Genomic DNA, 26893 nt, shown 5'->3' with positions numbered 1-26893 from the left:
CGTCATGGTCCGGCTCGACCGGACCATCCACGCCGATCGCGCGCCCGACGCCCGGGATGGATCCTCCGGTCAAGCCGGAGGATGACGAGGGTGGCTCGTGTCCCGGAGGGCTCGTCATGGTCCGGCTCGACCGGACCATCCATGTCGCTCCCGCGCCCGACGCCCGGGATGGATCCTCCGGTCAAGCCGGAGGATGACGAGGGTGGCTCGTGTCCCGGAGGGCTCGTCATGGTCCGGCTTGACCGGACCATCCATGTCGCTCCAGCGCCCGACGCCCGAGGTGGATCCTCCGGTCAGGCCGGAGGATGACGAGAGTGGCTCGTGTCCCGGAGGGCTCGTCATGGTCCGGCTTGACCGGACCATCCATGTCGCTCCAGCGCCCGACGCCCGAACTGGATCGTCCGGTCAGGCCGGAGGATGCCGAGTGTGTTTCGTGTCCCTGACGGCCCGTCATGGTCCGGCTTGACCGGACCATCCACGCCGCTCCCGCGCCCGACGCCCGGGATGGATCCTCCGGTCAAGCCGGAGGATGACGGCTTCTTGTTGCAGTGACGGCTTGTTGCAGGGACGGCGTCTTACGCCGCGGCTTCGGCGCCGAGCGCCTCGCAGAGCAGCGTCAGCGCTTCGATCACCGAGCGGCGCCTGACCTCCGAACGGCCGAGATCGCCGAAACGGCGCTCGCGGCGCAGCGTCGGCCGCCCGCGTCCGGCGGCCGCGAAATGCACCAGCCCGACGGGCTTCGCCTCCGAGCCGCCGCCGGGCCCCGCGACGCCCGTGACGGCGACCGAGACGCCGGCCCCGGCGGCTTCGAGCGCGCCCTCGGCCATCGCCCGCGCGACCGCCTCGCTGACCGCGCCGTGCTCCGCCAGCAGCGCCTCGGGCACGCCGAGCAGCGCGGTCTTGGCGGCGTTCGAATAGGTCACGAAGCCGCGGTCGAAGGCGTCCGACGAGCCCGGCACCTCGGTCAGCGCGCCCGCGACCAGCCCGCCCGTGCAGGATTCGGCGGTCGTGATCGTCAGCCCCGCGCCGCGCGCGAGCCTGAGCGCCTCCTCGGCCAGTTCGTAGACGGTCCGGGTCACGGCTCGAAGCCCTCGCGGAACGGCAGGCGGATGGTGGCGGAGGCGAGCGCCGCCAGGCCCTCGCGCCGGCCTGCGAATCCCAGCCGCTCGGTGGTGGTCGCCTTCACGGCGACGCGCCCGAGCGGCATCCCGGCGATCTCCGCGATCCTGGTCCGGATCGCCTCGCGGTGCGGGCCGATCTTGGGCGATTCCCCGATGATGGTGAGATCGAGATGCGCCACCGCGCCGCCGGCCGCCCGCACGCGGCGCACGGCGTCGGCCATGAACTGGTCGGAGGCCGCGCCCTTCCAGGCCGGATCGGAAGGCGGGAAATGCGCGCCGATGTCGCCGTCGGCGAGCGCGCCGAGGATCGCGTCCGTCAGCGCATGGAGCGCGACGTCCGCGTCCGAATGGCCGACGAGGCCGAATTCATGCGGCACCCGCACGCCGCCCAGCATGACGTGGTCGCCCGGGCCGAAGGCGTGCACGTCGAAGCCCGAGCCGGTCCGCAGGTCGCCCTGGGCCAGGAAGGCCGCGCCCGCGCGCCGCAGCAGCGCGTCGTCGAACTGGTCCGGCGTCGTCAGCTTCACGTTGCGGGCCTCGCCGTCGAACATCGCCACCTCGTGCCCGGCCCACGCGAACAGCGCGCCGTCATCCGTGAAATCGTCGCGGCCTTCCGCGGCCGCGCGCTCATGCGCCGCGACGAGCTCCGCGTAGCGGAAGGCCTGCGGGGTCTGCAGCAGCCGGGCCCTTGCGCGGTCGAGGGTTTCGCCGCGGGCGCCCGTGTCTGTGACGAAGCAGATCGTGTCCGTGACCGGCGCGCCCGGCGTCGCGCCGCCGGTCGCCGCGGCGGCCTCGATCGCGCGCTCGATCAGCGCGGCGCTGGCGAATGGCCGCGCCGCGTCATGGATCAGGACGATGTCCGGCGGCGTCCCGGCGAGGGCCGCGAGCCCGGCGCGCACCGAGGCCTGCCGGGTCGCGCCGCCGGTCGCGGGCGGCCCGAGCTTGCGGGAGCCGCGCAGCGGCGCGATCGCTTCCTCGTAGCGGCCGAGCTGACCTTCGCCTATGACGATTCGCAGATGCGCGATGCGCGGATGCGCGAGGAAAACGCGCGCCGTCTCGGTCAGCATCGGCTGTCCGCCGCCGAGATCGCGATACTGCTTCGGCTCCGCGAAGCCGGTCCGCGCGCCGGCGCCGGCGGCGCAGATCAGCGCCGCGACCGTGGGATTGCCGCCGGAGCTTCCGACGCTGGGCTCATCGTTCGCCATGGGGCCGCTTCTAGCCAAACCGCGATGTTCTGTCCCGCGCGAGATTGGTCATTGTGCCAAAGAGCGAGTTGGCTAATATGTGTGCAGAGGGGTTCGCGACTAATTTATGAGCATCACCGGCTTTCCTGAACCAGCGGTTGCGGACCTGACCATCGGTCCGGCGCGCCCAGCCAACAGCGTCGTGCTCGCCCCGATGTCGGGCGTGACCGACATCGTGTTCCGCCGGATCGCGGCGCGTCTCGGCGCCGGCATGGTGGTGTCCGAGATGGTGGCCTGCGCCGAGTTCGTGCGCGCCGACGAGGAATCGCGGCTGCGGGCGGAGGGCTCGGGGCTTGATCTTCACGTCGTTCAGCTCGCCGGGCGCGACCCGGCCTGGATCGCGGAAGCGGCCCGGCTCGCGGTCGCGGCCGGGGCCGACGTGGTCGATCTCAACATGGGCTGCCCGGCCAAGAAGGTCGTGGGCGGCCATGGCGGCTCGGCGCTGCTCAAGGACCTCGACCTCGCGACCCGGCTGATCGCGGCCGCGGTGGCGGCCGCCGGCGCGCCCGTGACGGTGAAGATGCGGCTCGGCTGGGACGCCGATTCGATCGTGGCTCCGGAGCTCGCGGCGCGCGCCGAGGCGGAAGGCGCGGCGCTCGTCACGGTGCACGGCCGCACGCGGTCGCAGTTCTACGAGGGCAGGGCGGACTGGTCCGCGATCCGCGCCGTGAAGGAGCGGGTGTCGATTCCCGTGATCGCCAATGGCGACCTGACTGCGGTCGAGCATGCGCCGGCGATGCTGGCGGGGGCGGGCGCGGACGGGGTGATGATCGGGCGCGGCGCGCAGGGGCGGGCGTGGTTCCCAGGCCAGGTCGCGGCCTATCTGGCGACCGGCCGCAGGCCCGCGCCGCCGTCGCTCGCGACCCAGAGGGAGCTCGCGCTGGAGCATTATGAAGGCCTGCTCGGCCTTTATGGCCGCGACACCGGCGTGCGGCACGCCCGGAAGCATCTCGGCTGGTATCTCGACGCCGCCGCCGCGAGCGTGGGGCGCGCGACGCCGCCGGACGCCAAAGCGGCGGCGCTGACCGCCGGCGCGCCCGAGACCGCGATCGCGGCGTTCGAGCGCGCCTTCGAGGATCTCGAATGGGAGCTTGCGGCGTGAACGCGGCCCCGCCCACCGATCGGCCGCGCAGCGGCGCCGGCTCGCCCGAGGCCGTGCTCAACACGCTGCCGCATCCGGTGCTGTGCGTCCGCGAGGACGGCCGCATCATGGACGTGAACGTCTCCGCGGAGGCGTTCTTCGAACTCAGCGCAATCGTGCTGCGCCGGCATGACCTCAAGGAGCTGGTGCCCTTCGGCTCCCCACTGATCGCGCTGCTCGAGCAGGCGCTCGAGCGCAACGCTCCGGTCAACGAATATCGCGTCGACCTGGGCATGCCGCGCACCGGCGGCGAGCGCATCGTCGACCTGCATGTCGCGCCGCTCGCCGAACGCCCCGGCATGCTTGTGGTGGTGCTGCAGGAGCGCACCATCGCGGACAAGATGGACCGCCAGCTCACCCATCGCGGCGCGGCGCGCTCCGTCACCGCGCTCGCCGCCATGCTGGCGCACGAGATCAAGAACCCGCTGTCCGGCATCCGCGGCGCGGCGCAGCTTCTGGAGCAGTCGGCGAGCGACGAGGACCGGGCTCTCACCCGCCTGATCTGCGACGAGGCCGACCGCATCGTGAAGCTGGTCGACCGCATGGAGGTGTTCTCCGACGAGCGGCCGATCGAGCGCGAGGCGGTCAACATCCACGCCGTGCTCGAGCACGTGAAGCGGCTCGCGCTGTCGGGATTCGGGCGCAACGTGCGGATCGTCGAGGAGTACGACCCCTCGCTGCCGCCCGTGCTGGCCAACCGCGACCAGCTCGTCCAGGTGTTCCTGAACCTGGTGAAGAACGCCGCCGAAGCCATTGGGGACGCAGCGGATGGCGAGATCCATCTGTCGACCTCGTTCCGCCCCGGCGTGCGGCTCAGCGTGCCCGGCTCCTCGACCAAGGTGAGCCTGCCGCTGCAGTTCACCGTGCGCGACAACGGCCCCGGCGTGCCGGAAGACCTGATGCCGCATCTGTTCGACCCGTTCGTGACGACGAAGCCGACCGGCTCGGGCCTCGGCCTCGCGCTGGTCGCCAAGATCGTCGGCAATCACGGCGGCATCATCGAATGCGAATCCCAGCCGCGGCGCACCCTGTTCCGCGTGCTGATGCCGATGTTCGTCGGCGGCGACGTCCAGCATCCAAGGAGTTAAGCCGGTCATGCCGCAGGGCAGCATCCTCGTCGCAGACGACGACGCCGCGATCCGCACGGTGCTGAACCAGGCCCTCAGCCGGGCCGGCTACGAGGTTCGCTCCACCGGGAACGCCGCCACCCTGTGGCGCTGGGTCAGCCAGGGCGACGGCGACCTCGTCATCACCGACGTGGTGATGCCGGACGAGAACGCCTTCGACATGCTCCCGCGCATCAAGAAGGCGCGGCCGGAGCTGCCGGTCGTGGTGATGAGCGCCCAGAACACCTTCATGACGGCGATCCGCGCCTCCGAGAAGGGGGCCTACGAATACCTGCCGAAGCCGTTCGACCTGAAGGAGCTGATCGCGATCGTCGGCCGCGCGCTGACCGAGCCGCGCAGCCGCGCAAAGCGCGCCGACGACATCGAGACCGACGAGATCCCGCTGGTCGGCCGCTCGCCCGCCATGCAGGACATCTACCGCGTGCTGGCGCGGCTGATGCAGACCGACCTCACCGTGATGATCTCGGGCGAGAGCGGCACCGGCAAGGAGCTGGTCGCCCGCGCCCTGCACGACTACGGCAAGCGGCGCTCGGGCCCCTTCGTGGCGATCAACATGGCCGCGATCCCGCGCGACCTGATAGAGGCCGAGCTGTTCGGCCACGAGAAGGGCGCCTTCACGGGCGCGCAGGCGCGCTCCTCCGGGCGCTTCGAGCAGGCCGAGGGCGGCACGCTGTTCCTGGACGAGATCGGCGACATGCCGATGGAGGCCCAGACCCGGCTGCTGCGCGTGCTCCAGCAGGGCGAGTACACCACCGTCGGCGGCCGCACCGCGATCAAGACCGACGTGCGCATCGTGGCCGCCACCAACAAGGATCTGCGTCTGCTGATCCAGCAGGGCCTGTTCCGCGAGGACCTGTTCTTCCGCCTCAACGTGGTGCCGATCCGGCTGCCGCCGCTGCGCGAGCGCGCCGAGGACGTGCCGGACCTCGTGCGCCACTTCTTCGCGCTCGCGCTGCGCGAGGGCCTGCCGGCCAAGCAGATCGACGCCGCGGCGCTCGACCGGCTGAAGCGCTATCGCTGGCCCGGCAACATCCGCGAGCTCGAGAACCTGATCCGGCGGCTCGCCGCGCTCTATCCGCAGGAGATGATCGGCGCCTCGATCATCGACGCCGAACTCTCGCAGCCCGCCACCAACAGTCTTGGCGAGGACGGCGCGGCGGCCGAGACGCTCGGCGGGTCGGTCGAGCGGCACCTGACGAGCTATTTCTCCGACTTCGGCGAGAATCTGCCGCCGCCCGGCCTCTATCATCGCGTCCTGCGCGAGGTGGAGTATCCGCTGATCTCGGCGGCGCTCGCCGCGACGCGCGGCAACCAGATCAAGGCCGCGGAGCTGCTCGGCGTGAACCGCAACACGCTGCGCAAGAAGATCCGCGATCTCGACGTCCAGGTGGTGCGGCTGACGCGCTGAGCGCCCGCGCCGGGCTCAGTCGGCGGCGAGCCGCGCCGCCATCTCGGACGCCGTCCTGAGGTGACGCTGCGACACCGGGACGGCGACGCCGTTGCTGAGCAGCAGTCGCGCCGTCCTGCCGGTGCGCTGGAAGCCCTCGACGGCGTCGTTCGCCACCCACCACGAGCGATGCACCTGGGCGCCGCGCACGGGCGCGGTCTCCGCCACCGCGTCTCCGAGCCGCATCAGGACCAGCGCGGAGCCGCGGTCGGTGTGGACCCGCACGTAGTGATCCTCCATTTCGAGGCAGAGCAGGCGCCCGCGAAGCGGCGGCGCGAGCCGCGCCATGAGCCGGCCCTCGAACTGCTGAGCGGGGGGCGCGACGCGCGCCGGAGCGAGCGTTGGCGCCGGGACCTCCGGGCGCGGCGCCTGCTCGGCCGCCGCCGACGCCGTGAAGGCGCTCGAGAGCAGGACCAGCAGGGCGCCGATGACCGCCGTCTGCAGGTAGAGCTCCATCACTTCCGTGACGCTCGGCTCCCAGCCCTTCAGCGCGTGCGCCGCGGGACCCACCGCCAGGATCATCGGCAGGGACGTGCAGGCCACGAGGACGACGCCGCGGGTCCACGGGCCCGCTCCGCGATAGGCGGCCGAACGTAGCAGCGCGCGCTCGACCAGGGAGGCGACCACATACCAGCAGGCGAGCAACCCGGCCCAGAAGCCGAGCCGCGCCAGAAACGCCTGATCGGAGGTGCGATAGGGGCCCATATAGGCGAAGCCGAGCCCGAGGCCGAGCGCCAGCGCCCCCTCGGAGGCGCGCTCCCGCAGCCACGCGTTCCAGGGTGCAGCGGTTTCGCGCATCGCGAATGATCCCCCGAGATCAAGAACGGTCAGCTTCGCGAAGACTTTGGCGCAATTACGAAGCGGCGCTCGCGCCGCGGGGCGTCGGCCCGCACTCCTCTCTGCGTCCCTCCCACCGGAGGCTTCAGGGGAGCGCGCATGGGCGTAGGATCATTGCAGCTTCGGCGGCTGACGGCGCGGTCGGTGATGGCCGCGGGCCTGGCGTCCGCCGCCCCGGCCGCCGCGGCGGATCTGGCGGGAGCCGGGCCCGCCGTCGGCGGCGCCGCGAATGACCGCGTGTTCTCGGCCTTCATCGCGCTCGGCGGCGCCATCGTCCCCGAATACGCCGGATCGAGCCGCTACAAGGCGGCGCCGCTCGGCGTCGCCAACGTCACATGGCGCAGCTTCGAGCTTCAGGTCCGGGGGCCCGAGGCGCGCCTCGACGTTCTTGGCGACAGCCCCTGGGACGCCGGTCCCGTCCTGAAGTATCGCGGGGACCGGGACCACGACGTCAAAGGCCCGGTGCGGCGGCTGGAGAAGCTCGATTCCGCGCTCGATGCCGGCGGCTTCATCGGCTACCGGTTCGGCGGAGACGCGCGCGGGCAGGGCGAGATCGGCCTGCGTCTCACGGCGCTGCACGGCGTGGCCGGCGAGAATGACGGCTTCTCGGCCAAGGCCGGCGTCTCCTACGCGGCGCTGCGCTGGGGGCCGTTCCGCGCCGACGTGGACGCTGATCTCTCCTACGGAAGCGCGTCGTTCAACCGGACCTATTTCGGCGTCACGGCCGCCGGCGCCGCCCGGTCGGGCCTGCGGCGCTACCGGCCTGACGCCGGGCTGACGGATGTCGGCGCCGGGCTCACCCTCGCATACCAGTTCGACGACCGGTGGGGCGTGATCGGCCGCGCCTCGGTCACCCGCTACGTCGGCGAGGCGGCGGACAGCTCGATCGTGAAGAAGGGATCGGCGACCGCGGGCGCGCTGGGGCTCGGCGTCTCCTACCGCTACTGAGATCAGGCGCCGACGTCGCGTCATCGCGTCCCCGCGCGGCGACGTTCACGCCTGACGGGGGAGCGCAGGCTCCGGCCCGCGCTCCCCGCGTCGCCTGGCGAGGCGCAGCGCCCGATCGCGGCGCCGGCGCGCAGGGCAGGGATCGGGAACGAGGTCAAAACATCGTCGGGCTGCCCAGAAGTTGTCGCATTGCGACAACAGTGTGGTACGGCTGCATCATCGGGGGAGCGGCGATTCACCGTCGCGCCGGCTCCTCGGCCATGACCGCATTCGCCCCGGGAGCCTTGTTTGGCCGCCGACGCCAACCTTCAGCCAGAGCAGAACGGGCCGCGCGAGCGGCGCGGGCCGGGCGTGTTCGGGCCGCTCTGCGTCATCGCGGCGCTGATCTCCGCGCTCGTAACATTCATGGTGCTGACCGGGCGCGCCGACATCGAGCCGACCGAGCACGCGAGCGAGATCGCGATCTACGTCAATGGCGGATTCGCGGCGCTTCTGGTGGTCATCATCCTCTGGGAGATCCGCGCTTTCGTGCTGGCGCGCTGGCGTGGGCAGGCCGGCTCGCAGATTCACGGCCGGCTGGTGGCGCTGTTCTCGATCGTGGCGGTGACGCCGGCGGCGCTGCTCGCCGTGTTCGCGCTGATCACCATCGACAAGGGCTTCGACAGCTGGTTCTCGACGCGGGTGCGCGAGATCGTCGACAACTCGCTGGTCGTGGCGCGCGCCTATCTCAACGAGCACGCCCGCTCGATCCGCGGCGAGATCCTCGCGATGGCGAGCGACGTCAATCGCGCCCGTCCGCTGTTCGACAACGACCGCGAGCGCTTCTCCGAGTTCTTCACCGCTCAGGCGACGATCCGCGGCCTTCCCGAGGCGCAGCTCCTGAAGCCGGACATGACGGTGGTCGAGCGCGCCAAGATCCAGATCGGCCGCGACTTCCCGAAGCCGCCGCAGCTCGACGTCCAGAGCGCGCCGGCCGACGAGCCGATTCTGCTCGCGCCCGGCAAGCAGAACGCCATAGGGGCGGTGCTGAAGCTCGCCGGCTATGACGACCTGGTGCTGTTCGTGGCCCGGCCGGTCGACCCGCGCGCCAACAGCTACATGCAGCTCGTCGAGCAGGGCTCGGCCGAATACAGCTCGCTGACGCTGAGGCGCCGCGACATCCAGACGACGGTCGCGCTGCTCTACGTGCTGGTGTCGCTGTCCCTGCTGCTGGCCGCGATCTGGCTCGGCCTCGCCTTCGCGAACCGGCTGGTGTCTCCGATCCGCCGGCTGATCACCGCGGCCGACCGCGTCTCCTTCGGCGATCTCAACGTCCAGGTGCCGATCACGCGGAAGCAGGAGGGCGATCTCGGGGCGCTCGCCGAGACGTTCAACAAGATGACCTCGGAGCTCAGAAGCCAGCGCAACCGGCTGGTCGAGGCCGCCGAGCAGATGGACAGCCGCCGCCGCTTCACCGAGGCGATGCTAGCCGGCGTCAGCGCGGGCGTCATCGGCATCGACCCCGCCGGCGCGGTGACGCTGATGAACCGCAGCGCGGAGAAGCTGATCGGCGCCCCGGAGGAGACGCTGCTGGGGCGGCCGCTGCGCGAGGCGGCGCCCGAGTTCGGGCCGCTGATCGACGCCGCGCTCGGCCGGTCGCAGCGCCTGGTGCAGGGCCAGGTGACGATCCTCAGGGCGGGCCGCGAGCGGAACCTCAACGTGCGCTTCACCACCGAGACCTCGACCGCCGACGAGCACGGCTATGTGGTGACGCTCGACGACATCACCGAGCTGGTCGCCGCCCAGCGCACCTCCGCCTGGGCGGACGTCGCGCGGCGCATCGCGCACGAGATCAAGAACCCGCTCACCCCGATCCAGCTCTCGGCGGAGCGCATCCGGCGCAAATACGGCAAGGTGATCGTCGAGGAGCGGGACATCTTCGACCAGTGCACCGACACGATCATCCGCCAGGTCGACGACATCAAGCGCATGGTCGACGAGTTCTCCTCCTTCGCGCGCATGCCGAAGCCGACGATCGAGGAGGAGGACCTCGCCAACGTCGTGAAGCAGGGCGTCTTCATGATGCGCGTCGGCTATCCGGACATCCGGATCGAGGCGCACGGCGCCGACGCGCCGGTGATCGCGCGGTTCGACCGCCGGCTGATCGCGCAGGCGGTGACCAACATCGTCAAGAACGCGACCGAATCCGTCCATTCGGTGCCGGAGGAGGTCCGCGGTCCGGGCAGGATCGACGTCTCGGTCCGCCGCGAGGGCGATCTCGCGATCATCGAGGTGGTGGACAACGGCGCCGGGCTGCCGACCGAGAATCGGCAAAGGCTGCTCGAGCCCTATATGACGACCCGCGAGAAGGGGACCGGCCTCGGTCTCGCGATCGTCGGCAAGATCATGGAGGAGCATGGCGGCGGCGTTGAGCTGCTCGACGCGCCGGCCGTGGCCTCCGGCGGCCGCGGCGCCATGGTCCGTCTCTGGTTCCAGGCCCGGGCTTCGGGGCCGTCCACCTCCGTCCCCACCGCCGCGGCCCCGGCCGCCTGATCCTTCTGGCCCAATCTACCCGGAGCTCCCTTTCTCCTCATGGCGACCGACATCCTCATCGTCGACGACGAAGCCGACATCCGCGAACTCGTGGCCGGCATCCTGCAGGACGAAGGCCACGGCACGCGGACCGCGCGGAACTCCGACGAGGCGCTGGCCGAGATCGCCAAGCGGCGGCCCCAGCTGGTGTTCCTGGACATCTGGCTGCAGGGATCGAAGCTGGACGGGCTCGAGATCCTGGATCTGATCCATCGCGATCACCCCGAGATTCCGATCGTCATGATCTCGGGCCACGGCAACATCGAGACCGCGGTCTCGGCCATCAAGAGCGGCGCCTACGACTTCATCGAGAAGCCGTTCAAGGCCGACCGCCTCGTCCTGATCGCCCAGCGCGCGCTGGAGTCGTTCGCGCTGAAGCGCGAGCTCAAGGATCTGCGCCGCGGCTCCGGCCAGGCGACCAGGTTCATCGGCCACTCGACGGTGATGAACCAGCTCCGCAGCGCGCTCGAGCGCGTGGCGCCGACCAACAGCCGCATTCTGATCGCCGGCCCCTCGGGCTCCGGCAAGGAGCTCGCGGCGCGCGTGATCCATGCCCGCTCGGCGCGGGCGAGCGGGCCCTTCGTGCTGATCAACGCCGCGGCGATCACGCCTGAGCGGATGGAGGAGGAGCTGTTCGGCGTCGAGGGCGCGGACGGCCAGCGCAAGATCGGCGCCCTGGAAGAGGCGCATGGCGGCACGCTGTTCATCGACGAGATCGCGGACATGCCGCGCGAGACCCAGAACCGCATCCTGCGCGTGCTGGTCGAGCAGACCTTCGCGCGCGTCGGCGGCGCGACGCGGGTGCATGTCGACGTGCGGATCATCTCGTCCTCGTCGCGCAACCTCGAGGAGGAGATCGCCGAGGGCCGGTTCCGCGAGGATCTGTTCCATCGCCTCGCGGTGGTGCCCGTGCGGGTGCCGGCGCTCGCCGAGCGGCGCGAGGACATTCCCGAACTGATCGACTTCTTCCTCGACCAGATCTCGGCCGCGACGGGGCTCGCCAAGCGCAAGATCGGCGAGGACGCCATGGCGGTGCTGCAGTCGCACGACTGGCCCGGCAACGTCCGGCAGCTTCGCAACAATGTCGAGCGGCTGATGATCCTCGCCGGCGGCGACGCCGACGCCGTGGTGACAGCCGACATGCTGCCGTCGGAGATCGGGACCATGGTGCCGCCGACGCCTGCGGGCGCGGGCGGCGAGCAGCTGATGGGCCTTGCGCTCCGCGAGGCGCGGGAGATCTTCGAGCGGCAGTATCTGCTGGCCCAGATCAGCCGGTTCGGCGGCAACATCTCCCGCACCGCCGAGTTCATCGGGATGGAGCGCTCGGCGCTTCACCGCAAGCTCAAGGCGCTCGGCATCGGCTGACGGCGGTCGTCATCCCGGCCAGGCCGCAGAGCGGCGCAGAACCGGGGTCGTCTTCCGATCAGAGCGCCTCCTCCAGAGCGCGGTCCCGGCTCTCAGCTGCGCTTCGGCGGGGATCACGCCTTTCTCTATCTGCGGATCGAGCACATGTCCCGCATAGCATACGTCAACGGCCGCTATGTCCCTCACGCGGAAGCCGCGGTGCATATCGAGGATCGCGGCTACCAGTTCGGCGACGGCGTCTATGAGGTCTGCGAGGTGCGCGACGGCGCGCTGATCGACGAGACGCGGCATCTCGCCAGGCTCGCCCGCTCGCTGCGCGAGCTGAGGATCAGACGGCCGATGTCGGACGCCGCCCTCAAGGTGGTGCTGCGCGAGACGATCAGGCGCAACCGTGTGAGGGACGGGATCGTCTATCTGCAGGTCACGCGCGGCGTGGCCCGGCGCGACCACTACTTCCCGCCCGAGAGCGTGGCGCCGGCGCTGGTCGTGACCGCCCGGTCCTCGGACAGGGCGAAGGTCGAGGCGACCGCGGCGGCGGGAGCTTCCGTCATCACCCTGCCGGAGAATCGCTGGCCGCGGGTGGACATCAAGTCGATCGGGCTGCTGCCCAACGTGCTGGCCAAGCAGCAGGCGCGGGACGCGGGCGCCCGCGAGGCCTGGTTCGTGGACGCGGACGGCTTCGTCACCGAGGGCGGCTCGACCAACGCCTGGATCGTCACCGCCGCCGGAGCGATCGTCACCCGGCCCGCGGACGCCGGCATCCTGCGCGGCGTCACCCGCGCCACGGTGTTCGACATGGCGCGCGAGCTCGGGCTCACGATCGAGGAGCGCGCGTTTTCTGTGGATGAAGCCAAGGCCGCCCGGGAGGCCTTCATCACCGCCGCCACGACGATCGTCACGTCGGTGATCGCGATCGACGGCGCGCCCGTCGGTGACGGGGCTCCGGGCCCGGTCGCCCGCGAGCTTCGGCGCCGATTCCACGATTTCGCCGAGCGCGCCGGGAGGTGACGGGGTAGCCCGGCGTCGCCCTGTCGCCCTTGCGAAAATCCCCCGCAGCGGCGTTAATAAGGCCGCGCGCGGTGCTCCTCCGCCGACGCGCGAGAACCGGGGGCAGACCGCGGCGCAGAAACTGCAGCGCTCCCGCTCGCGCCGCCGGATACGTTCGCGCAATCGCTTGAGCTCAAACGAAAGAACAAGAACATGGCCGCCGAGCGCGTTCAGAATCTTCAGGACACCTTTCTGAACAATGTCCGCAAGAACAAGGTGCCCCTCACTATCTTTCTCGTGAACGGGGTGAAGCTGCAGGGCGTCGTCACCTGGTTCGACAATTTCTGCGTGCTGCTGCGCCGCGACGGCCACTCGCAACTTGTCTACAAGCACGCCATATCCACCGTGATGCCGGGCCATCCCATCCAGCTGTTCGAGCCGGAGGAAGAGGCCGAGACGGCAGGATCGGGCCGCGGACGCTGAAGGCGCTTTCCGTTGGCCCTTTCGGCGAGCGGGTGAGCGGTTGAACGAAACTACGGGCCACAACGGGCAGGGCTACAGCAGCCGGAACGCGCGCACGCGCGCTCTTGTCGTGACGCCGATCCTTTCCGGGCGGCGGGCGGATGAGCCGCTGCGCGGGCCGGCCGCCCGGCTGGAGGAGGCCGTCGGCCTCGCCGAGGCCATCGACCTCGACGTGGCGGAAAGCCGGCTGGTGACGCTGAGCGAGATCCGGCCGGCGACCTATCTCGGCAAGGGCAAGGTCGCGGAGCTGGCCGACCTCGCGAAGGCCGAAGAGGTCGAGCTCGTCGTGATCGACGCGGCGCTGAGCCCGGTGCAGCAGCGCAACCTCGAAAAGGAGTTCGGCTCCAAGGTCATCGACCGGACCGGGCTGATCCTGGAGATCTTCGGCCGCCGGGCGCGCACCAAGGAGGGCGTGCTGCAGGTCGAGCACGCGCATCTCACCTGGCAGAAGAGCCGGCTGGTCCGCTCCTGGACCCATCTGGAGCGGCAGCGCGGCGGCTTCGGCTTCCTGGGCGGTCCCGGCGAGACGCAGATCGAGGCCGACCGCCGCGTGATCGGCGAGCGCATCCTCAAGATCGAGCGCGAGCTCGAGCAGGTGCGGCGCACCCGCGGGCTGCACCGGGCGGGGCGCAAGCGCGTGCCTTATCCGGTGGTGGCGCTGGTCGGCTACACCAACGCCGGCAAGTCGACGCTGTTCAACCGGCTGACGCGCGCCGAGGTGACGGCCGCCGACATGCTGTTCGCGACGCTCGACCCGACGCTGCGCCAGATTCGCCTGCCGCATGGCGCGCACGCGATCCTGTCCGACACGGTCGGCTTCATCTCCGAGCTGCCGACGCAGCTGATCGCCGCCTTCCGGGCGACGCTCGAGGAGGTCATCGAGGCCGACGTCATCCTGCATGTCCGCGACGTCAGCCATGAGGACGCGGACGCCCAGGCCTCCGACGTGGAGACCGTGCTGCGCGACCTCGGGATCGATCCGCAGGCCGACGAGCGCGTGGTCGAGGTCTGGAACAAGGTCGACCGGCTCGACGAAGGCGCCCGGGCGAGCATGGCCGCCACCGCGGCGCGCCGGGACGCCGAGCGCCGGCCGGTTCTGGTCTCGGCGCTGACCGGGGAGGGCGAGGACGCCCTGCTCGCCGCGATCGAGGAGCGGCTGTCGGCGCGGCGCGAGACGGTGGTGGTGACGATCCCGGCCGACGACGGCGCGGGCGAGAACTGGCTGCACCGGCACGGCGACGTGATGGACCGCAAGATCGCCGAGGACGGCGCGGTGCAGGTGACGGTGCGCATCGAGGCGGGGCGGGTGGACGGCGTGCGCCGCCGCTTCGACTCCGTCAGCGCGGTCTAGGACCGTTCAAGCCGGAGGCGGCCCCGGGCGGCGCCGCCTCCGATCCAGGTCGCGCGGACGATCAGCGCGGCGTCCAGGTCTCCGTGCCGACCTGCTTGCCGCCGGCGTAGGTCCAGTAGCCTTCGACCACGCCGCCCTTCTCGACGCTGTAGATCGCGATGCCGGTGTTCGAGCCGGACTTGTAGCCGACCGCGAGGCCTTCCGGGCCCCCGATGCCGGTTCCGACGAACTTGTCCGGGCCGATCGTCCAGACCACCTGGTAGGTCGCCTCGCCGGTCTGCTTCACCGTGACCACGCCCTCGTACGAGCCCTCGCCCCCCGGGCTCTCGCCCTTGACGTCGTACCGGGCGGCGAACTCCGCCGCGAAGGCCGAGCTCGCCATAAGGCAGGCGAGAACGCTCGCCGCCACCAAACTGCGCATGATTGTGTTTCCCCCGAAACCCGCCGTTCTGGCGGGCCCGCGACGGTAGTGCGCGCGCTCGGCCTGAGGCAAGCGCCGCGCTCCGATCCAACGAGAAACGCCCCGCCGGCGGGGGGCCAACGGGGCGTTTCATGGACGTCGATGATCCAGGTTCTCACGGGTGTGGGCCGGGCCTCTCGGAGGTGTCTCGGCTGTTCATGAACCTGTGCGTCGTCGATCAATTCCGAAGTATTCGCGTTCAGCGACCCATTCGTCGTCCGCCGTTCCGATCCATCAGCAGTCGCTTGCAAGATCAGCCAGCGCGCATGCTTCGGCAAGGCAGCTAAATTGTGGTTGTTCCGCTCAGTCCCGCGTTCCGGATACGCAGCGTAGCGGTCAGTCTACACGCTTCGGCGGAGTCATTTTTCTAGACCTCCGGTGTCTGTGTTGACGAGATCAGGATGCGCCCGTCCGATCCTGTCGTCAACCCGTCATCGAATCGGTTTTCGCTTTACGGCTGCGAGTCCGCGGCGGCGCCAACATCCTCTAAACCTTCGCCGCGTAGGGTGACGTCCGAAACCCGACGCGCGGCTTTCGGCCGGCGCGGTCGGAGACGCGCCGAGGCTGCGCCATGACGACTGCTGCGGGACGAACTCTCCACGCCGGCGCGTTGCTTCCAGAACTGATCGCCGTGCGCGGGATCGCCGCCGTGGCGATCGTGTGCGCCCATGCGCTGTCGATGGCGACGCGCGGCCATGGCGGCGTGCCGCCCTCGGTCGAGTACGCCCGGCTCATCGTCGACTTCTTCTTCATCCAGAGCGGCTTCGTGCTCGCTCATGTCTATGACAGGACGTGGCGGGAAGGGCGGTTCCACTACCTCACCTTCCTGGGCAAGCGGCTGGCGCGGCTCTGGCCGCTGCATGTCGTGACGCTGCTCGTGGTGGCGGCGCTCGTGCTCGCGGGGCGCGCGGCCGGGCTCGAGACCGAGAACCCGCACACGCTGTGGAGCTTCGCCGTCACCTTCCTGATGCTGCACTCCACATGGGCGACGAGCGACCTCGCCTGGAACTGGCCGTCCTGGTCGGTGAGCGCCGAATGGTGCGCCTATCTGGCCATCCCGCTGTTCTTTCTGGCGGCCGATCGCGTGCGCGGGTCGGCGGCGCGGATCGCGGTCGGGCTCGGCCTGTTCGTGGCCTGCGCGGCCTTCTCGGAGCTGGTGCTGGGGGCGGACATCGTCACGCTCACCTATGACGGCGGCGCGTTCCGCATCATCCCGTCCTTCTTCGCCGGCATGCTGCTCAGGCGGATGTTCGACGACGAGCCCGCGCTGGTCGCGATGAGCCCGCGCGGCTACGCGGCGACCGTCGGCGGCGTGCTGGCGGCCTGCGCGGCGCTGATCGCCATGAACGCCACCTATGACGCGCTGTGGCCGCTGATGGTCGTGCTGACGGCGGCGCTTGCCTCGAGGGCCGCGCAGCCCAAGCCCGGCCTGTTGCGGGGGCGGGCGCTCGCCTGGCTCGGCGAGCTCTCCTATGCGATCTACATGACGCACGCGATCGTGCTGCAGGTCACGTTCACGAGCGCAAAACTCCTGGGGATCGGCCACACGTTCCCGCAGCGGGCGGCGCTCGGATTCGCCGCGCTGATCGCCACGGCGGTGGTGGCGCAGGCGGCTTACACTCTTGTAGAGAAGCCCGGGCGGAGCCTGATGGCGCGCCTGCTTTCGCAACCTCGGCCCGCCCGCGCGTTCGCGGCGGCGGCCGATCGCACCGGTGCCGGAAGATGATCGCAGACCTCAGATCGGGAGCCGCGCCGGCCGAGATCTCGGGCGACGTCTGCGTGGTGGGAACCGGCCCCGCCGGCATCACGCTCGCCCTCGAGCTCGCCCGGAAGGGCAAGACGGTCGTGCTGCTGGAAGGCGGCGGACCGATCTACGAGGAAGAGTCGCAGGACCTCTACCGCGGCGCGGTCACCGGCCACGACCATATCGACGTCGCGAACTCCCGGCTTCGGCAGTTCGGCGGGACGTCCGGCCACTGGACCGGCCTCTGCGCCCCGCTCGACCCGCTGGACTTCGAGAAGCGCGCCGACATGCCGACCCATGGCTGGCCGGTGACGCGCGAGGAGCTGAACCCGTTCTACGCCCGCGCCCAGGACTACCTTGACCTCGGGCCGTTCAAATATGAGCTCGCCGACTGGAGCGCCGTGCTGCCGCACAAGGCGCTGCCGCTCGATCCGGCCAAGGTGTTCACCGACGTCTACCAGGAAAGCCCGCCGACCCGGTTCGCCGAGAAGTTCTACGACAGGATCGCGAACGAGCCCCGCATCCAGTGCTGGATGCACGCCAGCCTGACCGACGTGACGCTGCAGGACGGCTCGGACGTCGTCCGGTCGATCACCGCCCGCACGCTCGACGGCCGCCAGACGACCGTGAAGGCCAAAACCTATGTGATCGCCTGCGGGGGGCTGGAGAACGCCCGCATCCTGCTGAACTGCCGCAAGCAGCGGCCGGCGGGGCTGGGCAACGAGCGCGATCTCGTCGGCCGCTACTACACCGATCACATGACGATCGAGACCACGACGGTCATGTTCAACGAGGGCGTCGACACCTCGCTCTACGCGACCGACATGGAGGCCGCCGGGACCAAGCTGCTGATCGGCCTGAAGCTCAATCCGGACCTGATCAAGTCCATGGGGCTCAACAACAATTCCGCGTTCCTCGTGCCGCAGTACGACAAGGAGGTCTACAATGACGACTTCCGCGACTACGGCTGGATCGCGTTCTCCACGATGCTGAAGACGTTCAGCCGCGGGCACGTGCCGGACCGCTTCGCGGAGCGCTATTGCGACATGACGGACGATCTCGGCCAGGTCGCCACGGGCGTGTACCGCCACGCCGTGCGCAGCTTCATGCCGCCCGTTCAGCCCGCCCGCGTCTACAAGCTGAGGCAGGACGCCGAGCAGTCGCCGAACCCCGACAGCCGAGTGACGCTGATCACCGACAAGGACCCGCTCGGCCTGAACCGCATCGCGCTCGACTGGCGGGTGACGTCCGACGATCTCCTGAAGCTCCGCCGCACCCATCAGGTGATCGGGGCGGCGATTGGCGCGGCGGGCCTCGGCCGGATGCGGCTCGGCATCGGCGAGAAGCCGGACCTCGAGCTCGCCTACTCGGCCTACCACCACATGGGCACCACCCGCATGCACGATGACCCGAAGCAGGGCGTGGTCGACCGCGACTGCCGGGTGCACTCGGTGGCCAATCTGTACATGGCCGGAAGCTCGACCTTCACCACCGGCGGCTGCGCCAATCCGACCCTCACGGTCGTCACGCTCGCGATCCGGCTCGCCGAGCATCTCGCCGTCGCGGCGTAAGGGAGGCTCGCATGGGCAAGTTCACCCGTCGCGCGCTGCTGGGCTCCGTCGGCGTCGTGGCCATCGGGGCGCTCGCCTATGGCGGCAGCCGCGTCGCCTGCCGCTACGTGCCGCGCAACCATCCGGACTTCTTCTCGCTGATCGACGTGCCCGATGCGCCGGTGGTGCGCCGGATCGGCGCGCTCGCGCTCGACCGCGCGGGCGGGGCAGGGGGGCTCGACGCCCTCGCCGCTGCGCTCGCCGAGCGCCCGCTGATCCGCGAAGCGCTCGCGACCGACTGCCCGACGACGCGCAAGGGGCTGGTGCAGGACGCCTGCGCCGCCGACTTCGCGGAAGAGCGCACCGTGGTGGTGGACGGCTGGGTGCTGTCGGAGACCGAGGCCGCGCTCTGCGCGGGCCGCGCGCTGAGCGCCTGACGCCCGTCGCCCGCTCCCGTCATGGTCCGGCTCGACCGGCCAGCCGCCGTCGTTCGCGCTCGACGCTCGAAAGCGGGTCCTCCGGTCCAGGCCGGAGGACGACGGCGGCGGATGGCGGGACAGGATCGGGCGGGCGCCGCCGCCCAACGAACGAAAAAGGGGCGCCCTGGGGCGCCCCTTCCGCGTCAGCCGAGCCGGCGGCTCAGACCGAGTAGTACATGTCGAACTCGACCGGATGCGGCGTGTGCTCGAAGCGGATCACGTCCTGCATCTTGAGCTCGATGAAGCTGTCGATCTGGTCGTCGGTGAACACGCCGCCCTTCTTCAGGAACTCGCGGTCCTTGTCGAGCGACTGGAGCGCCTCGCGCAGCGACCCGCAGACGGTCGGGATCTTGCGCAGCTCCTTCGGCGGCAGGTCGTAGAGGTCCTTGTCCATCGCCTGGCCGGGATCGATCTTGTTCACGATGCCGTCGAGGCCGGCCATCATCAGCGCCGCGAAGCACAGATAGGGGTTCGCCGACGGGTCCGGGAAACGCACCTCGACGCGCTTCGCCTTGGGCGAGGTCGTGAACGGGATGCGGCAGGACGCGGAGCGGTTGCGCGCCGAGTAGGCGAGCAGCACCGGCGCCTCGAAGCCCGGGACGAGGCGCTTGTAGCTGTTCGTCGTCGGGTTGGTGAAGGCGTTGACCGCCTTGGCGTGCTTGATGATGCCGCCGATGTACCAGAGGCACTCCTGGCTCAGACCGGCGTACTTGTCGCCGGCGAACAGCGGCTTGCCGTCCTTCCAGATCGACATGTGGCAGTGCATGCCCGAGCCGTTGTCGCCGTAGACCGGCTTCGGCATGAAGGTCGCGGTCTTGCCGTAGCTCTGCGCCACCTGGTGGATGCAGTACTTGTAGACCTGCGTGTGGTCGGCCATCAGCACGGCTTCCTCGAACTTGAGGCCGAGCTCGTGCTGGGCGGAGGCCACCTCGTGGTGGTGCTTCTCGACCTTCGCGCCCATCGCCGCCATGGCGGCGAGCATCTCGCCGCGCATGTCCTGCGCGCTGTCCATCGGCGGCACCGGGAAGTAGCCGCCCTTGGTGCGGACGCGATGGCCCATGTTGCCGGTGTCGTACTCGGCGTCGGAGTTAGTCGGCAGCTCGTCGGAGTCGAGCTTGAAGCCGGTGTTGTACGGCGTCGCGGCGAAGCGGACGTCGTCGAACACGAAGAACTCGGCCTCGGGGCCGAAATAGATGGTGTCGCCGATGCCGAGCGACTTCAGATAGGCCTCGGCCTTGACCAGCGTGCCGCGCGGGTCGCGCTCATAGGGCTCATTGGTGGTGGGCTCGAGCACGTCGCAGACGACGGACAGCGTCGAGGCGGCGAAGAACGGGTCGATGCAGGCGGTCTTCACGTCCGGCATCAGCAGCATGTCGGACTCGTTGATCGCCTTCCAGCCGGCGATCGACGAGCCGTCGAACATCTGCCCTTCGGCGAAGAAATCCTCGTCCACCATCGAGACGTCGAAGGTGACGTGCTGCCACTTGCCCTTCGGGTCGGTGAAGCGCAGGTCCACATATCTGACGTCGTTGTCCTTGATGAACTTCATGACGTCGGCGGCGGATTTCATCGCCATTCTTGTCTTTTCCTTGAGCTGGTTCTTGGGCTGGGGCGTCGGCCGGTCGGCGGACGTCCTGGGGTCAGATCGCCTCGACGCCGACTTCGCCGGTGCGGATGCGGATCGCTTCCTCGACCGGGGAGACGAAGATCTTGCCGTCGCCGATCCGGCCGGTCGCCGCGGCCTTGCGGATCGCCTCCACGGCGCGCTCGACCATTTCGTCGGCGAGCACGACCTCGATCTTCACCTTCGGGAGAAAGTCGACCACGTACTCCGCGCCGCGGTAGAGTTCGGTGTGGCCCTTCTGGCGTCCGAAGCCCTTGGCCTCGGTCACCGTGATGCCTTGCACCCCGACCTCCTGCAGCGCCTCCTTCACCTCGTCGAGCTTGAACGGTTTGATGATCGCTTCGATTTTCTTCACGTAGCTGAGCCTCCTCGTCCCGTCCGGCCGCGCCGCCGGGCAGCCGCGCGGGCGGGACGCCGTCTGATAGCAGCAAGCGTGCCAATTTGCAGAGCCACTCTCCCTGCCGAAGGCGTCAAGGTGTCCTACGACGTCACGGAGTGAAACAGAAGCCGGCCCCCTTCGTCATGATCGGAAATTGGGCACGTTGATGAAAAAATATGCCGAGAGTTGCCCGCTGGCCGGTCGTGGCCGCGTGCTTATTGGGCAGCGCGGATCGCTGCGCGGGCGGCGCCGCCATGATTGAGCTTCTGTCGCCGCAAGGCATGGGCGAGGTCGACCGCGCCTCGGCCGCAGCCGGCGTGAGCGGCGCGACGCTCATGGACAATGCCGGCCGCGCGGTCGCCGCCTCGGCGCAGCGCCGCTGGCCCGACGCGCGCCGCGTGCTGGTGCTCGCGGGCCCCGGCAACAATGGCGGCGACGGCTTCGTGGCGGCCCGCATTCTGGCCGAGCGCGGGATCGAGATCGTGGTCGCGGCCCTCGGCGACCGCAGCGCCCTGCGCGGCGACGCGGCCGCGGCCGCGAGCGCGTGGACGGGCGAGACGCGCGATCTCGCGCAGGCCGATTACGCCTGGCCGGATTTGATCGTCGACGCGCTGTTCGGCGCCGGCCTGTCGCGGCCGCTCGACGGCGCAGCCGCCGAGGCGGTCGGCCGCGTGAACGCCTCGGGCAGGCCCGTGCTGGCGGTCGATGTGCCGAGCGGGCTCGACGGGGCGACCGGGGAGGCGCTCGGCGGCCTCGCCGTCCAGGCGGCGGCCACCGCCACCTTCGTGCGCCTGAAGCCGGGGCACGTCCTGCTGCCCGGCCGCTCGATCTGCGGCCCGGTCGATCTCGCCGACATCGGGACGCCCGCCGCCGCCCTCGCCGCCGCGAAGCCGGCCGCGTGGCTCAACCGCCCCGAACTCTGGGCGGACGCGGTGCCGACGCCCGCGATCGACGCGCACAAATACACCCGCGGGCATGTGGCGGTGTGGAGCGGTCCGGCGCTGCGGACGGGCGCGGCCCGGCTCGCGGCCGTCGCGGCCTTCCGGGCGGGCGCGGGCGCGGTCACGATCGTGGGCGAGCGCGACGCGCTGCAGGTCCACGCGGCGCATGTCACCGCCATCATGCTCCGGGAGCCGGGCGAGGATGGGGGCTGGGCCGACATCCTGAAGGAGCGCCGCGTCGCCGCCGTGGCGATCGGCCCGGGGGCGGGCGTCGGCGACGGCGCGCGGCTGGCGCTCGCCCAGGCGCGCGCCGCCGGCTGCGCCACCGTGATCGACGCCGACGTCTTCAGCATGTTCCCGGGCGATCCGGAGGGCCTCGCGAAGCTGATCGCGACCGGGCAGGGCGGGGCGGCGCTCACGCCCCACGACGGAGAGTTCGCGCGGTTGTTCGGCAGCGCGGCTCCGGCGGGCTCAAGGCTCGAGCGGGCGACGGCCGCCGCCGCGAGGCTGGGTGCGGTGATCGTGCTCAAGGGGCCGGACACCGTGGTGGCCGCGCCGGACGGGCGCGCCGCGATCGCCGACAACGCGCCGCCGGATCTTGCGACCGCCGGGGCGGGCGACGTGCTGGCCGGGATCTGCGCCGGGCTGATGGCGCAGCGGGCGCCGGCCTTCGAGGCGGCGGCGGCCGCGGTCTGGCTGCACGGGGAGGCGGCGAAGGTCGTGGGCCGCGGGCTGATCGCCGACGATCTGCCGGCGGCGCTGCCGGCGGTGCTCCAGCGTCTCTAGCGCCGGTCCGGGTCCAAAGAAGGACGTCACTTTTCTGGTGCGCGCCGTGAACGTCATGCTATAGACCGCGCGCGCTTCGCGCCGTTGTTTCCGGCGAGGGCGTTGCGCCCGGCGCGGGCGTGGTGGAACTGGTAGACACGCGGGATTTAGGTTCCCGTGGCGCAAGCCGTGGGGGTTCGAGCCCCTCCGCCCGCACCAAGCCGGACCTCAAGCCCGCCGCTTCCCGTGACACGTTTTGCGCGGGCGCGCGCTTCTCAGGCGCGGCGCCCCGCACAGACTCTTACAAGAGACCGACGCCATGCAGGTGACGCAAACCCTCGACGAAGGCCTGAAGCGCGAGTTCAAGGTCGTGGTTCCCGCCGCCGATCTCGACAGCCGCGTCAACGAGCGCCTGTCGACGATGAAGGACCGCGTCAACATCAACGGCTTCCGCAAGGGCAAGGTGCCGCTGCCGCACCTCAAGAAGCTCTACGGCAAGGCCGCGATGGCCGAGGTTCTCGAGCAGGTCGTGGCCGACGCCAACCGCCAGATCGTGGACGAGAACGGCTTCCGGCTCGCGATGCAGCCGCAGGTGCGCGTCACCGCCGAGGGCGAGGACGACGAGCAGGCCGCCGTCGAAGGCGTCATGGCCGGCAAGCACGACCTCGCGCTCACCGTGAAGCTCGAGGTGCTGCCCAAAGTCGAGCTCAAGGAGCTTTCCGAGCTCAAGGTCGAGAAGCTGACCGCCGAGGTCACCGACGCCGAGGTCGACGAGGCGGTCGAGCGGATCGCCAAGCAGAACCGCGGTTTCTCGGCCAAGGAAGATGGCGCGGCGGCCGCCGAGGGCGACCGCGTGACGATCGACTTCGTCGGCAAGATCGACGGCGAGCCCTTCGAGGGCGGCGCGGCCGAGGATCAGCCGCTCGAGCTCGGCTCCAACACCTTCATCCCCGGCTTCGAGAGCCAGTTGGTCGGCGCCAAGGTGGGCGACGAGAAGGTCGTGACGGTGAAGTTCCCCGACGAGTACGGGGCGGCCCACCTCGCCGGCAAGGAAGCGACCTTCGACGTCACCGTGAAGGGCATCGAGGCGCCGGCCGAGCTCAAGATCGACGACGAGTTCGCCAAGTCGCTCGGGCTCGAGAGTCTCGAGGCCCTCAAGGCCGCGGCGCGCCAGCAGATCGAGGCCGAATACGCCCGCGTGTCGCGCCAGAAGGTCAAGCGCCAGGTGCTCGACGCGCTCGACGCGCAGTATGATTTCGACCTGCCCCCGACCCTGGTCGAGCAGGAGTTCGAGAACGTGTGGCGGCAGGTTTCCGCCGACCTCGTCTCCTCCAAGCGCACCTTCGAGGACGAGGGCACGACCGAGGCTGAGGCTGAGGCCGACTACCGCAAGATCGCCGAGCGCCGGGTGCGGCTCGGTCTCGTCCTTGCGGAGCTCGGCGACAAGCACGATGTGAAGGTCACCGAGGACGAGGTTCGCGATGCGTTGATCGCGCGGGCGCGCCAATTCCCTGGCCAAGAGCAGCGGGTTTGGGACTACTATCGCCAGAATCAGGAGGCGATCGCGGAGCTCCGCGCGCCGATCTTCGAGGAGAAGGTCGTCGACGCGATTCTTGCGGGCGCCACCATCGAGGAGCGCTCCGTCAGCAAGGAGGAGCTCCTCGCGGCCGACGAGGACGGCGACAAGGCCGCGGCGTCGGAGTGACCTCCGGCGGAGCGGCCTCCGGGCCGCTCAAACCCGCCTACATGCAAGGGTGACGACGATGCGCGACATGTACGATCAGGCGACGAACTTCCTCATCCCGATGGTCATCGAGCAGACCAACCGGGGCGAGCGCTCGTTCGACATCTATTCCCGCCTGCTCAAGGAGCGCATCATCTTCCTGTCGGGCCCGGTGCAGGACGACATGGCGTCGGTGATCTGCGCCCAGCTGCTGTTCCTCGAGGCCGAGAATCCGAAGAAGGAGATCTCGCTCTACATCAACTCGCCGGGCGGCGTGGTGACGTCGGGCCTCGCGATCTACGACACGATGCAGTACATCCGCCCGCCGGTCGCGACCCTCTGCATGGGCCAGGCGGCGTCGATGGGTTCGCTGCTGCTGACGGCCGGCGAGAAGGGCATGCGCGGCGCGCTGCCGAACGCCCGGATCATGGTCCATCAGCCGTCGGGCGGCTTCCAGGGGCAGGCCTCGGACATCGAGCGCCACGCCGAGGACATCGTCAAAATCAAGCGCCGGCTGAACGAGATCTATGTGAAGCACTGCGGCCGCTCCTATGAGGAGATCGACCGCACGCTCGACCGCGACACCTTCATGACCGCGGACATGGCGCGCGAGTTCGGGCTGATCGACCAGGTGTTCGAGAAGCGCCCGAGCGAAGGCGAGGGCGACCAGAAGGCCGCGTGACGAAAACACATCGTCAGCCATCTTCGGCATTCGGTCGCGGCGGCGGGCTGTTGCTGCGCACGCACAATAGCCTATCATCGCACCACGGCGTTGCGTCGCGCTGGCGGCGTTCCTACGTGACGGCGCCGATTGGTTAAGATCGGTCGGCATATCACGTCATTGATGGAGCGACGCGACTCAGTGCGGCGACATCGACCCGAAAGGGACTATTGAGATGAGCAAGGTCGGCGGCGGCGACGCCAAGAACACCCTCTACTGCTCCTTCTGCGGCAAAAGCCAGCACGAGGTGCGCAAGCTCATCGCCGGACCCACCGTCTTCATCTGTGACGAGTGCGTCGAGCTGTGCATGGACATCATCCGCGAGGAGAACAAGTCCTCGCTGGTCAAGTCCCGTGACGGCATCCCCACGCCCAAGGAGATCCGCAAGGTGCTCGATGACTATGTCATCGGGCAGGACCACGCCAAGAAAGTGCTCTCGGTCGCGGTCCACAACCACTACAAGCGGCTCAACCACGCGACGAAGCACAACGACGTCGAGCTCGCGAAGTCCAACATCCTGCTGATCGGTCCGACCGGTTGCGGCAAGACGCTACTCGCGCAGACGCTCGCACGCATCCTGGACGTGCCGTTCACGATGGCGGACGCCACGACGCTGACAGAGGCCGGCTATGTCGGCGAGGACGTCGAGAACATCATCCTGAAGCTGCTGCAGGCCGCCGACTACAATGTCGAGCGGGCGCAGCGCGGCATCGTCTACATCGACGAGATCGACAAGATCAGCCGCAAGTCGGACAACCCGTCCATCACGCGCGACGTGTCGGGCGAGGGCGTCCAGCAGGCGCTGCTCAAGATCATGGAAGGCACCGTCGCCTCCGTGCCGCCGCAGGGCGGCAGGAAGCACCCGCAGCAGGAGTTCCTGCAGGTCGACACGACCAACATCCTGTTCATCTGCGGCGGCGCGTTCGCCGGGCTCGACAAGATCATCTCCGGCCGCGGCAAGTCGACCTCGATCGGCTTCGGGGCCAAGGTGGCCGCGCCCGACGACCGCAAGACGGGCGAGATCTTCCGCCATGTCGAGCCCGAGGATCTGCTGCGCTTCGGCCTGATCCCGGAGTTCGTCGGCCGTCTTCCGGTGCTGGCCACGCTCGAGGATCTCGACGAGGCCGCGCTCAAGACGATCCTGACGGAGCCCAAGAACGCGCTGGTGAAGCAGTACCAGCGGCTGTTCGAGATGGAGAACGTCGAGCTCTCGTTCAACGACGAGGCGCTGTCGGCGATCTCCAAGAAGGCCATCGAGCGCAAGACCGGCGCCCGCGGCCTGCGGTCGATCATGGAGCAGATTCTGCTCGACACGATGTTCGACCTGCCGGGCCTCGAAGGCGTGGAGCAGGTGGTGATCTCGGGCGACGTCGCGGACGGCAAGGGCCGGCCGCTGTACATCTACGCCGATCGCGCCAGCGAGGCGGGCGCCAGCGCCTGACCTCGGCCAGGCCGGAACGGTTCGCAAAGCGCCCGCGGGTCCTCCCGCGGGCGCTTTTGTTTGTCGCAGGCGGCTCCGGGCGGCTTCCGCCGGGGGAGAGCCCCCCTGTGCTGCGCCCCCGTCCGGGCGCGGGGCTGGAGCCGCTCCGCGAAGGGGGAGGGCGCCCGTGCGGCCCGCTGGAGCCTCCGGGTCGCGCCGTATCCGCGAGGCGGCGCCGCGCCGCGGCGAAGCGTGCGGAAGGTCTTCTTGACACCCCCCGGGGTGGGGGCCACCTAATCGACAACGCGCCGCGACCTCCGAGTCCGCTTGGTGTTCGGCGCACCCCCCAAGGGCGGACGTCGCGGGGCCAGATGGGCCGCGACAAGTCCGCGCCGCGCAAGGCGCCGCCGTCCTCCCCGGCGCGCG

At 70.0% G+C, this 26893-nt stretch carries 22 protein-coding genes and 1 tRNA gene; 17 read left to right on the top strand and 6 right to left on the bottom strand.

Going from position 1 to position 26893, the window contains the following annotated elements; all coding sequences use genetic code 11:
- Positions 1–575 precede the first annotated feature (575 nt).
- Both GGR24_RS15485 and ispF read right to left on the bottom strand, forming a co-directional pair.
- Positions 576–1079, bottom strand: a complete 504-nt coding sequence (locus GGR24_RS15485; RefSeq protein WP_183396288.1) for a nicotinamide-nucleotide amidohydrolase family protein — start codon at positions 1077–1079, stop codon at positions 576–578.
- On the bottom strand, positions 1076–2326 hold the full coding sequence (gene ispF / locus GGR24_RS15480; protein ID WP_183396287.1) for a 2-C-methyl-D-erythritol 2,4-cyclodiphosphate synthase: 1251 nt from the start codon (positions 2324–2326) through the stop codon (positions 1076–1078). The genes GGR24_RS15485 and ispF overlap by 4 nt, the downstream gene beginning before the upstream one ends.
- Positions 2327–2432: 106 nt before the next feature.
- Between ispF and dusB the strand changes: the two genes are divergently transcribed.
- The 3 genes from dusB to ntrC are packed head-to-tail and all read left to right on the top strand — an operon-like array spanning position 2433 to position 6041.
- Complete coding sequence (dusB, locus tag GGR24_RS15475) at positions 2433–3467, top strand: tRNA dihydrouridine synthase DusB (RefSeq protein ID WP_183396286.1); 1035 nt, start codon at positions 2433–2435, stop codon at positions 3465–3467.
- A complete protein-coding gene (locus GGR24_RS15470; RefSeq protein WP_428978234.1) occupies positions 3464–4594 on the top strand; it encodes a two-component system sensor histidine kinase NtrB in 1131 nt (376 codons plus the stop codon). The genes dusB and GGR24_RS15470 overlap by 4 nt, the downstream gene beginning before the upstream one ends.
- A gap of 7 nt (positions 4595–4601) precedes the next feature.
- The gene (ntrC, locus tag GGR24_RS15465; protein WP_183396284.1) at positions 4602–6041 is read left to right on the top strand and encodes a nitrogen regulation protein NR(I); all 1440 of its coding nucleotides are present in this window, start codon (positions 4602–4604) and stop codon (positions 6039–6041) included.
- Positions 6042–6056: 15 nt separating this feature from the next.
- On the opposite strand, the gene GGR24_RS17495 is transcribed toward ntrC, so the two are convergent.
- On the bottom strand, positions 6057–6878 hold the full coding sequence (locus GGR24_RS17495) for a LytTR family DNA-binding domain-containing protein (RefSeq protein ID WP_210286230.1): 822 nt from the start codon (positions 6876–6878) through the stop codon (positions 6057–6059).
- 138 nt (positions 6879–7016) lie between these two features.
- Here GGR24_RS17495 and GGR24_RS15455 point away from each other — a divergent pair, with 138 nt between their 5' ends.
- The 6 genes from GGR24_RS15455 to hflX all read left to right on the top strand — a co-directional run bounded on the left by GGR24_RS15455 (position 7017) and on the right by hflX (position 14661).
- A complete protein-coding gene (locus GGR24_RS15455; protein WP_183396283.1) occupies positions 7017–7865 on the top strand; it encodes a MipA/OmpV family protein in 849 nt (282 codons plus the stop codon).
- Positions 7866–8153: 288 nt separating this feature from the next.
- Complete coding sequence (locus tag GGR24_RS15450) at positions 8154–10397, top strand: sensor histidine kinase NtrY-like (protein WP_183396282.1); 2244 nt, start codon at positions 8154–8156, stop codon at positions 10395–10397.
- A gap of 39 nt (positions 10398–10436) precedes the next feature.
- Entirely contained in the window at positions 10437–11801 is a 1365-nt protein-coding gene (gene ntrX, locus GGR24_RS15445) for a nitrogen assimilation response regulator NtrX (protein WP_183396281.1), read from the top strand.
- Between the two features lie 144 nt (positions 11802–11945).
- A complete protein-coding gene (locus GGR24_RS15440) occupies positions 11946–12809 on the top strand; it encodes a D-amino-acid transaminase (RefSeq protein WP_183396280.1) in 864 nt (287 codons plus the stop codon).
- Between the two features lie 192 nt (positions 12810–13001).
- Positions 13002–13271, top strand: a complete 270-nt coding sequence (hfq, locus tag GGR24_RS15435; protein ID WP_183396279.1) for an RNA chaperone Hfq — start codon at positions 13002–13004, stop codon at positions 13269–13271.
- A 40-nt stretch (positions 13272–13311) separates the two neighbouring features.
- On the top strand, positions 13312–14661 hold the full coding sequence (gene hflX, locus GGR24_RS15430; RefSeq protein ID WP_183396278.1) for a GTPase HflX: 1350 nt from the start codon (positions 13312–13314) through the stop codon (positions 14659–14661).
- Positions 14662–14722: 61 nt separating this feature from the next.
- On the opposite strand, the gene GGR24_RS15425 is transcribed toward hflX, so the two are convergent.
- The gene (locus tag GGR24_RS15425; RefSeq protein WP_183396277.1) at positions 14723–15082 is read right to left on the bottom strand and encodes a hypothetical protein; all 360 of its coding nucleotides are present in this window, start codon (positions 15080–15082) and stop codon (positions 14723–14725) included.
- Positions 15083–15692: 610 nt separating this feature from the next.
- Here GGR24_RS15425 and GGR24_RS15420 point away from each other — a divergent pair.
- From GGR24_RS15420 to GGR24_RS15410, 3 genes are read left to right on the top strand one after another with little or no spacing between them, the layout of a single operon-like run.
- On the top strand, positions 15693–16847 hold the full coding sequence (locus GGR24_RS15420; RefSeq protein ID WP_183396276.1) for an acyltransferase family protein: 1155 nt from the start codon (positions 15693–15695) through the stop codon (positions 16845–16847).
- A complete protein-coding gene (locus GGR24_RS15415) occupies positions 16844–18436 on the top strand; it encodes an FAD-dependent oxidoreductase (RefSeq protein ID WP_183396275.1) in 1593 nt (530 codons plus the stop codon). Before GGR24_RS15420 ends, GGR24_RS15415 begins: the two co-directional genes overlap by 4 nt.
- A gap of 11 nt (positions 18437–18447) precedes the next feature.
- A complete protein-coding gene (locus GGR24_RS15410) occupies positions 18448–18852 on the top strand; it encodes a hypothetical protein (RefSeq protein WP_183396274.1) in 405 nt (134 codons plus the stop codon).
- A 202-nt stretch (positions 18853–19054) separates the two neighbouring features.
- On the opposite strand, the gene glnA is transcribed toward GGR24_RS15410, so the two are convergent.
- Positions 19055–20464: a type I glutamate--ammonia ligase gene (gene glnA, locus GGR24_RS15405; protein ID WP_183396415.1), complete on the bottom strand. Its 1410-nt coding sequence runs from the start codon at positions 20462–20464 to the stop codon at positions 19055–19057.
- Between the two features lie 70 nt (positions 20465–20534).
- Positions 20535–20873 carry a DUF3240 family protein gene (locus tag GGR24_RS15400; protein ID WP_183396273.1) on the bottom strand — a complete coding sequence of 113 codons (339 nt, stop codon included), beginning with the start codon at positions 20871–20873 and terminating at the stop codon, positions 20535–20537.
- 278 nt (positions 20874–21151) lie between these two features.
- On the opposite strand from GGR24_RS15400, the gene GGR24_RS15395 reads away from it, so the two are divergent.
- The 5 genes from GGR24_RS15395 (at position 21152) to clpX (ending at position 26488) form a co-directional block, all read left to right on the top strand.
- A complete protein-coding gene (locus GGR24_RS15395) occupies positions 21152–22624 on the top strand; it encodes an NAD(P)H-hydrate dehydratase (protein ID WP_246398548.1) in 1473 nt (490 codons plus the stop codon).
- Positions 22625–22737: 113 nt separating this feature from the next.
- Positions 22738–22822 (top strand) — tRNA-Leu (locus GGR24_RS15390).
- Positions 22823–22922: 100 nt separating this feature from the next.
- Positions 22923–24308 (top strand): trigger factor, encoded by a 1386-nt coding sequence (gene tig / locus GGR24_RS15385; RefSeq protein WP_183396272.1) that lies wholly within the window; start codon positions 22923–22925, stop codon positions 24306–24308.
- Positions 24309–24375: 67 nt separating this feature from the next.
- Positions 24376–25008, top strand: coding sequence for an ATP-dependent Clp endopeptidase proteolytic subunit ClpP (gene clpP / locus GGR24_RS15380; RefSeq protein WP_183396413.1), 633 nt, complete (start codon positions 24376–24378; stop codon positions 25006–25008).
- A gap of 214 nt (positions 25009–25222) precedes the next feature.
- Positions 25223–26488 carry an ATP-dependent Clp protease ATP-binding subunit ClpX gene (gene clpX, locus GGR24_RS15375; RefSeq protein WP_183396271.1) on the top strand — a complete coding sequence of 422 codons (1266 nt, stop codon included), beginning with the start codon at positions 25223–25225 and terminating at the stop codon, positions 26486–26488.
- Positions 26489–26893 lie beyond the last annotated feature (405 nt).

Source organism: Hansschlegelia beijingensis (assembly GCF_014196425.1).
Taxonomy (GTDB): Bacteria; Pseudomonadota; Alphaproteobacteria; order Rhizobiales; family Methylopilaceae; genus Methylopila; species Methylopila beijingensis.
The sequence above is the reverse complement of the archived record's forward strand: the minus strand, read 5'-3'. Positions and strand labels throughout refer to the sequence as shown.

What these genes read in the sequence shown, in the direction of transcription:
- GGR24_RS15415 (WP_183396275.1), top strand. Translation starts at nt 16,844, where the DNA reads ATGATCGCAGACCTCAGATCGGGAGCCGCGCCGGCCGAGATCTCGGGC.
- GGR24_RS15410 (WP_183396274.1), top strand. Translation starts at nt 18,448, where the DNA reads ATGGGCAAGTTCACCCGTCGCGCGCTGCTGGGCTCCGTCGGCGTCGTG.
- ntrC (WP_183396284.1), top strand. Translation starts at nt 4,602, where the DNA reads ATGCCGCAGGGCAGCATCCTCGTCGCAGACGACGACGCCGCGATCCGC.
- clpX (WP_183396271.1), top strand. Translation starts at nt 25,223, where the DNA reads ATGAGCAAGGTCGGCGGCGGCGACGCCAAGAACACCCTCTACTGCTCC.
- tig (WP_183396272.1), top strand. Translation starts at nt 22,923, where the DNA reads ATGCAGGTGACGCAAACCCTCGACGAAGGCCTGAAGCGCGAGTTCAAG.
- ntrX (WP_183396281.1), top strand. Translation starts at nt 10,437, where the DNA reads ATGGCGACCGACATCCTCATCGTCGACGACGAAGCCGACATCCGCGAA.
- glnA (WP_183396415.1), bottom strand. Translation starts at nt 20,464, where the DNA reads ATGAAATCCGCCGCCGACGTCATGAAGTTCATCAAGGACAACGACGTC.
- hfq (WP_183396279.1), top strand. Translation starts at nt 13,002, where the DNA reads ATGGCCGCCGAGCGCGTTCAGAATCTTCAGGACACCTTTCTGAACAAT.
- GGR24_RS15440 (WP_183396280.1), top strand. Translation starts at nt 11,946, where the DNA reads ATGTCCCGCATAGCATACGTCAACGGCCGCTATGTCCCTCACGCGGAA.
- clpP (WP_183396413.1), top strand. Translation starts at nt 24,376, where the DNA reads ATGTACGATCAGGCGACGAACTTCCTCATCCCGATGGTCATCGAGCAG.
- ispF (WP_183396287.1), bottom strand. Translation starts at nt 2,326, where the DNA reads ATGGCGAACGATGAGCCCAGCGTCGGAAGCTCCGGCGGCAATCCCACG.
- GGR24_RS15420 (WP_183396276.1), top strand. Translation starts at nt 15,693, where the DNA reads ATGACGACTGCTGCGGGACGAACTCTCCACGCCGGCGCGTTGCTTCCA.
- GGR24_RS15395 (WP_246398548.1), top strand. Translation starts at nt 21,152, where the DNA reads ATGATTGAGCTTCTGTCGCCGCAAGGCATGGGCGAGGTCGACCGCGCC.
- GGR24_RS17495 (WP_210286230.1), bottom strand. Translation starts at nt 6,878, where the DNA reads ATGCGCGAAACCGCTGCACCCTGGAACGCGTGGCTGCGGGAGCGCGCC.
- GGR24_RS15425 (WP_183396277.1), bottom strand. Translation starts at nt 15,082, where the DNA reads ATGCGCAGTTTGGTGGCGGCGAGCGTTCTCGCCTGCCTTATGGCGAGC.
- dusB (WP_183396286.1), top strand. Translation starts at nt 2,433, where the DNA reads ATGAGCATCACCGGCTTTCCTGAACCAGCGGTTGCGGACCTGACCATC.
- GGR24_RS15455 (WP_183396283.1), top strand. Translation starts at nt 7,017, where the DNA reads ATGGGCGTAGGATCATTGCAGCTTCGGCGGCTGACGGCGCGGTCGGTG.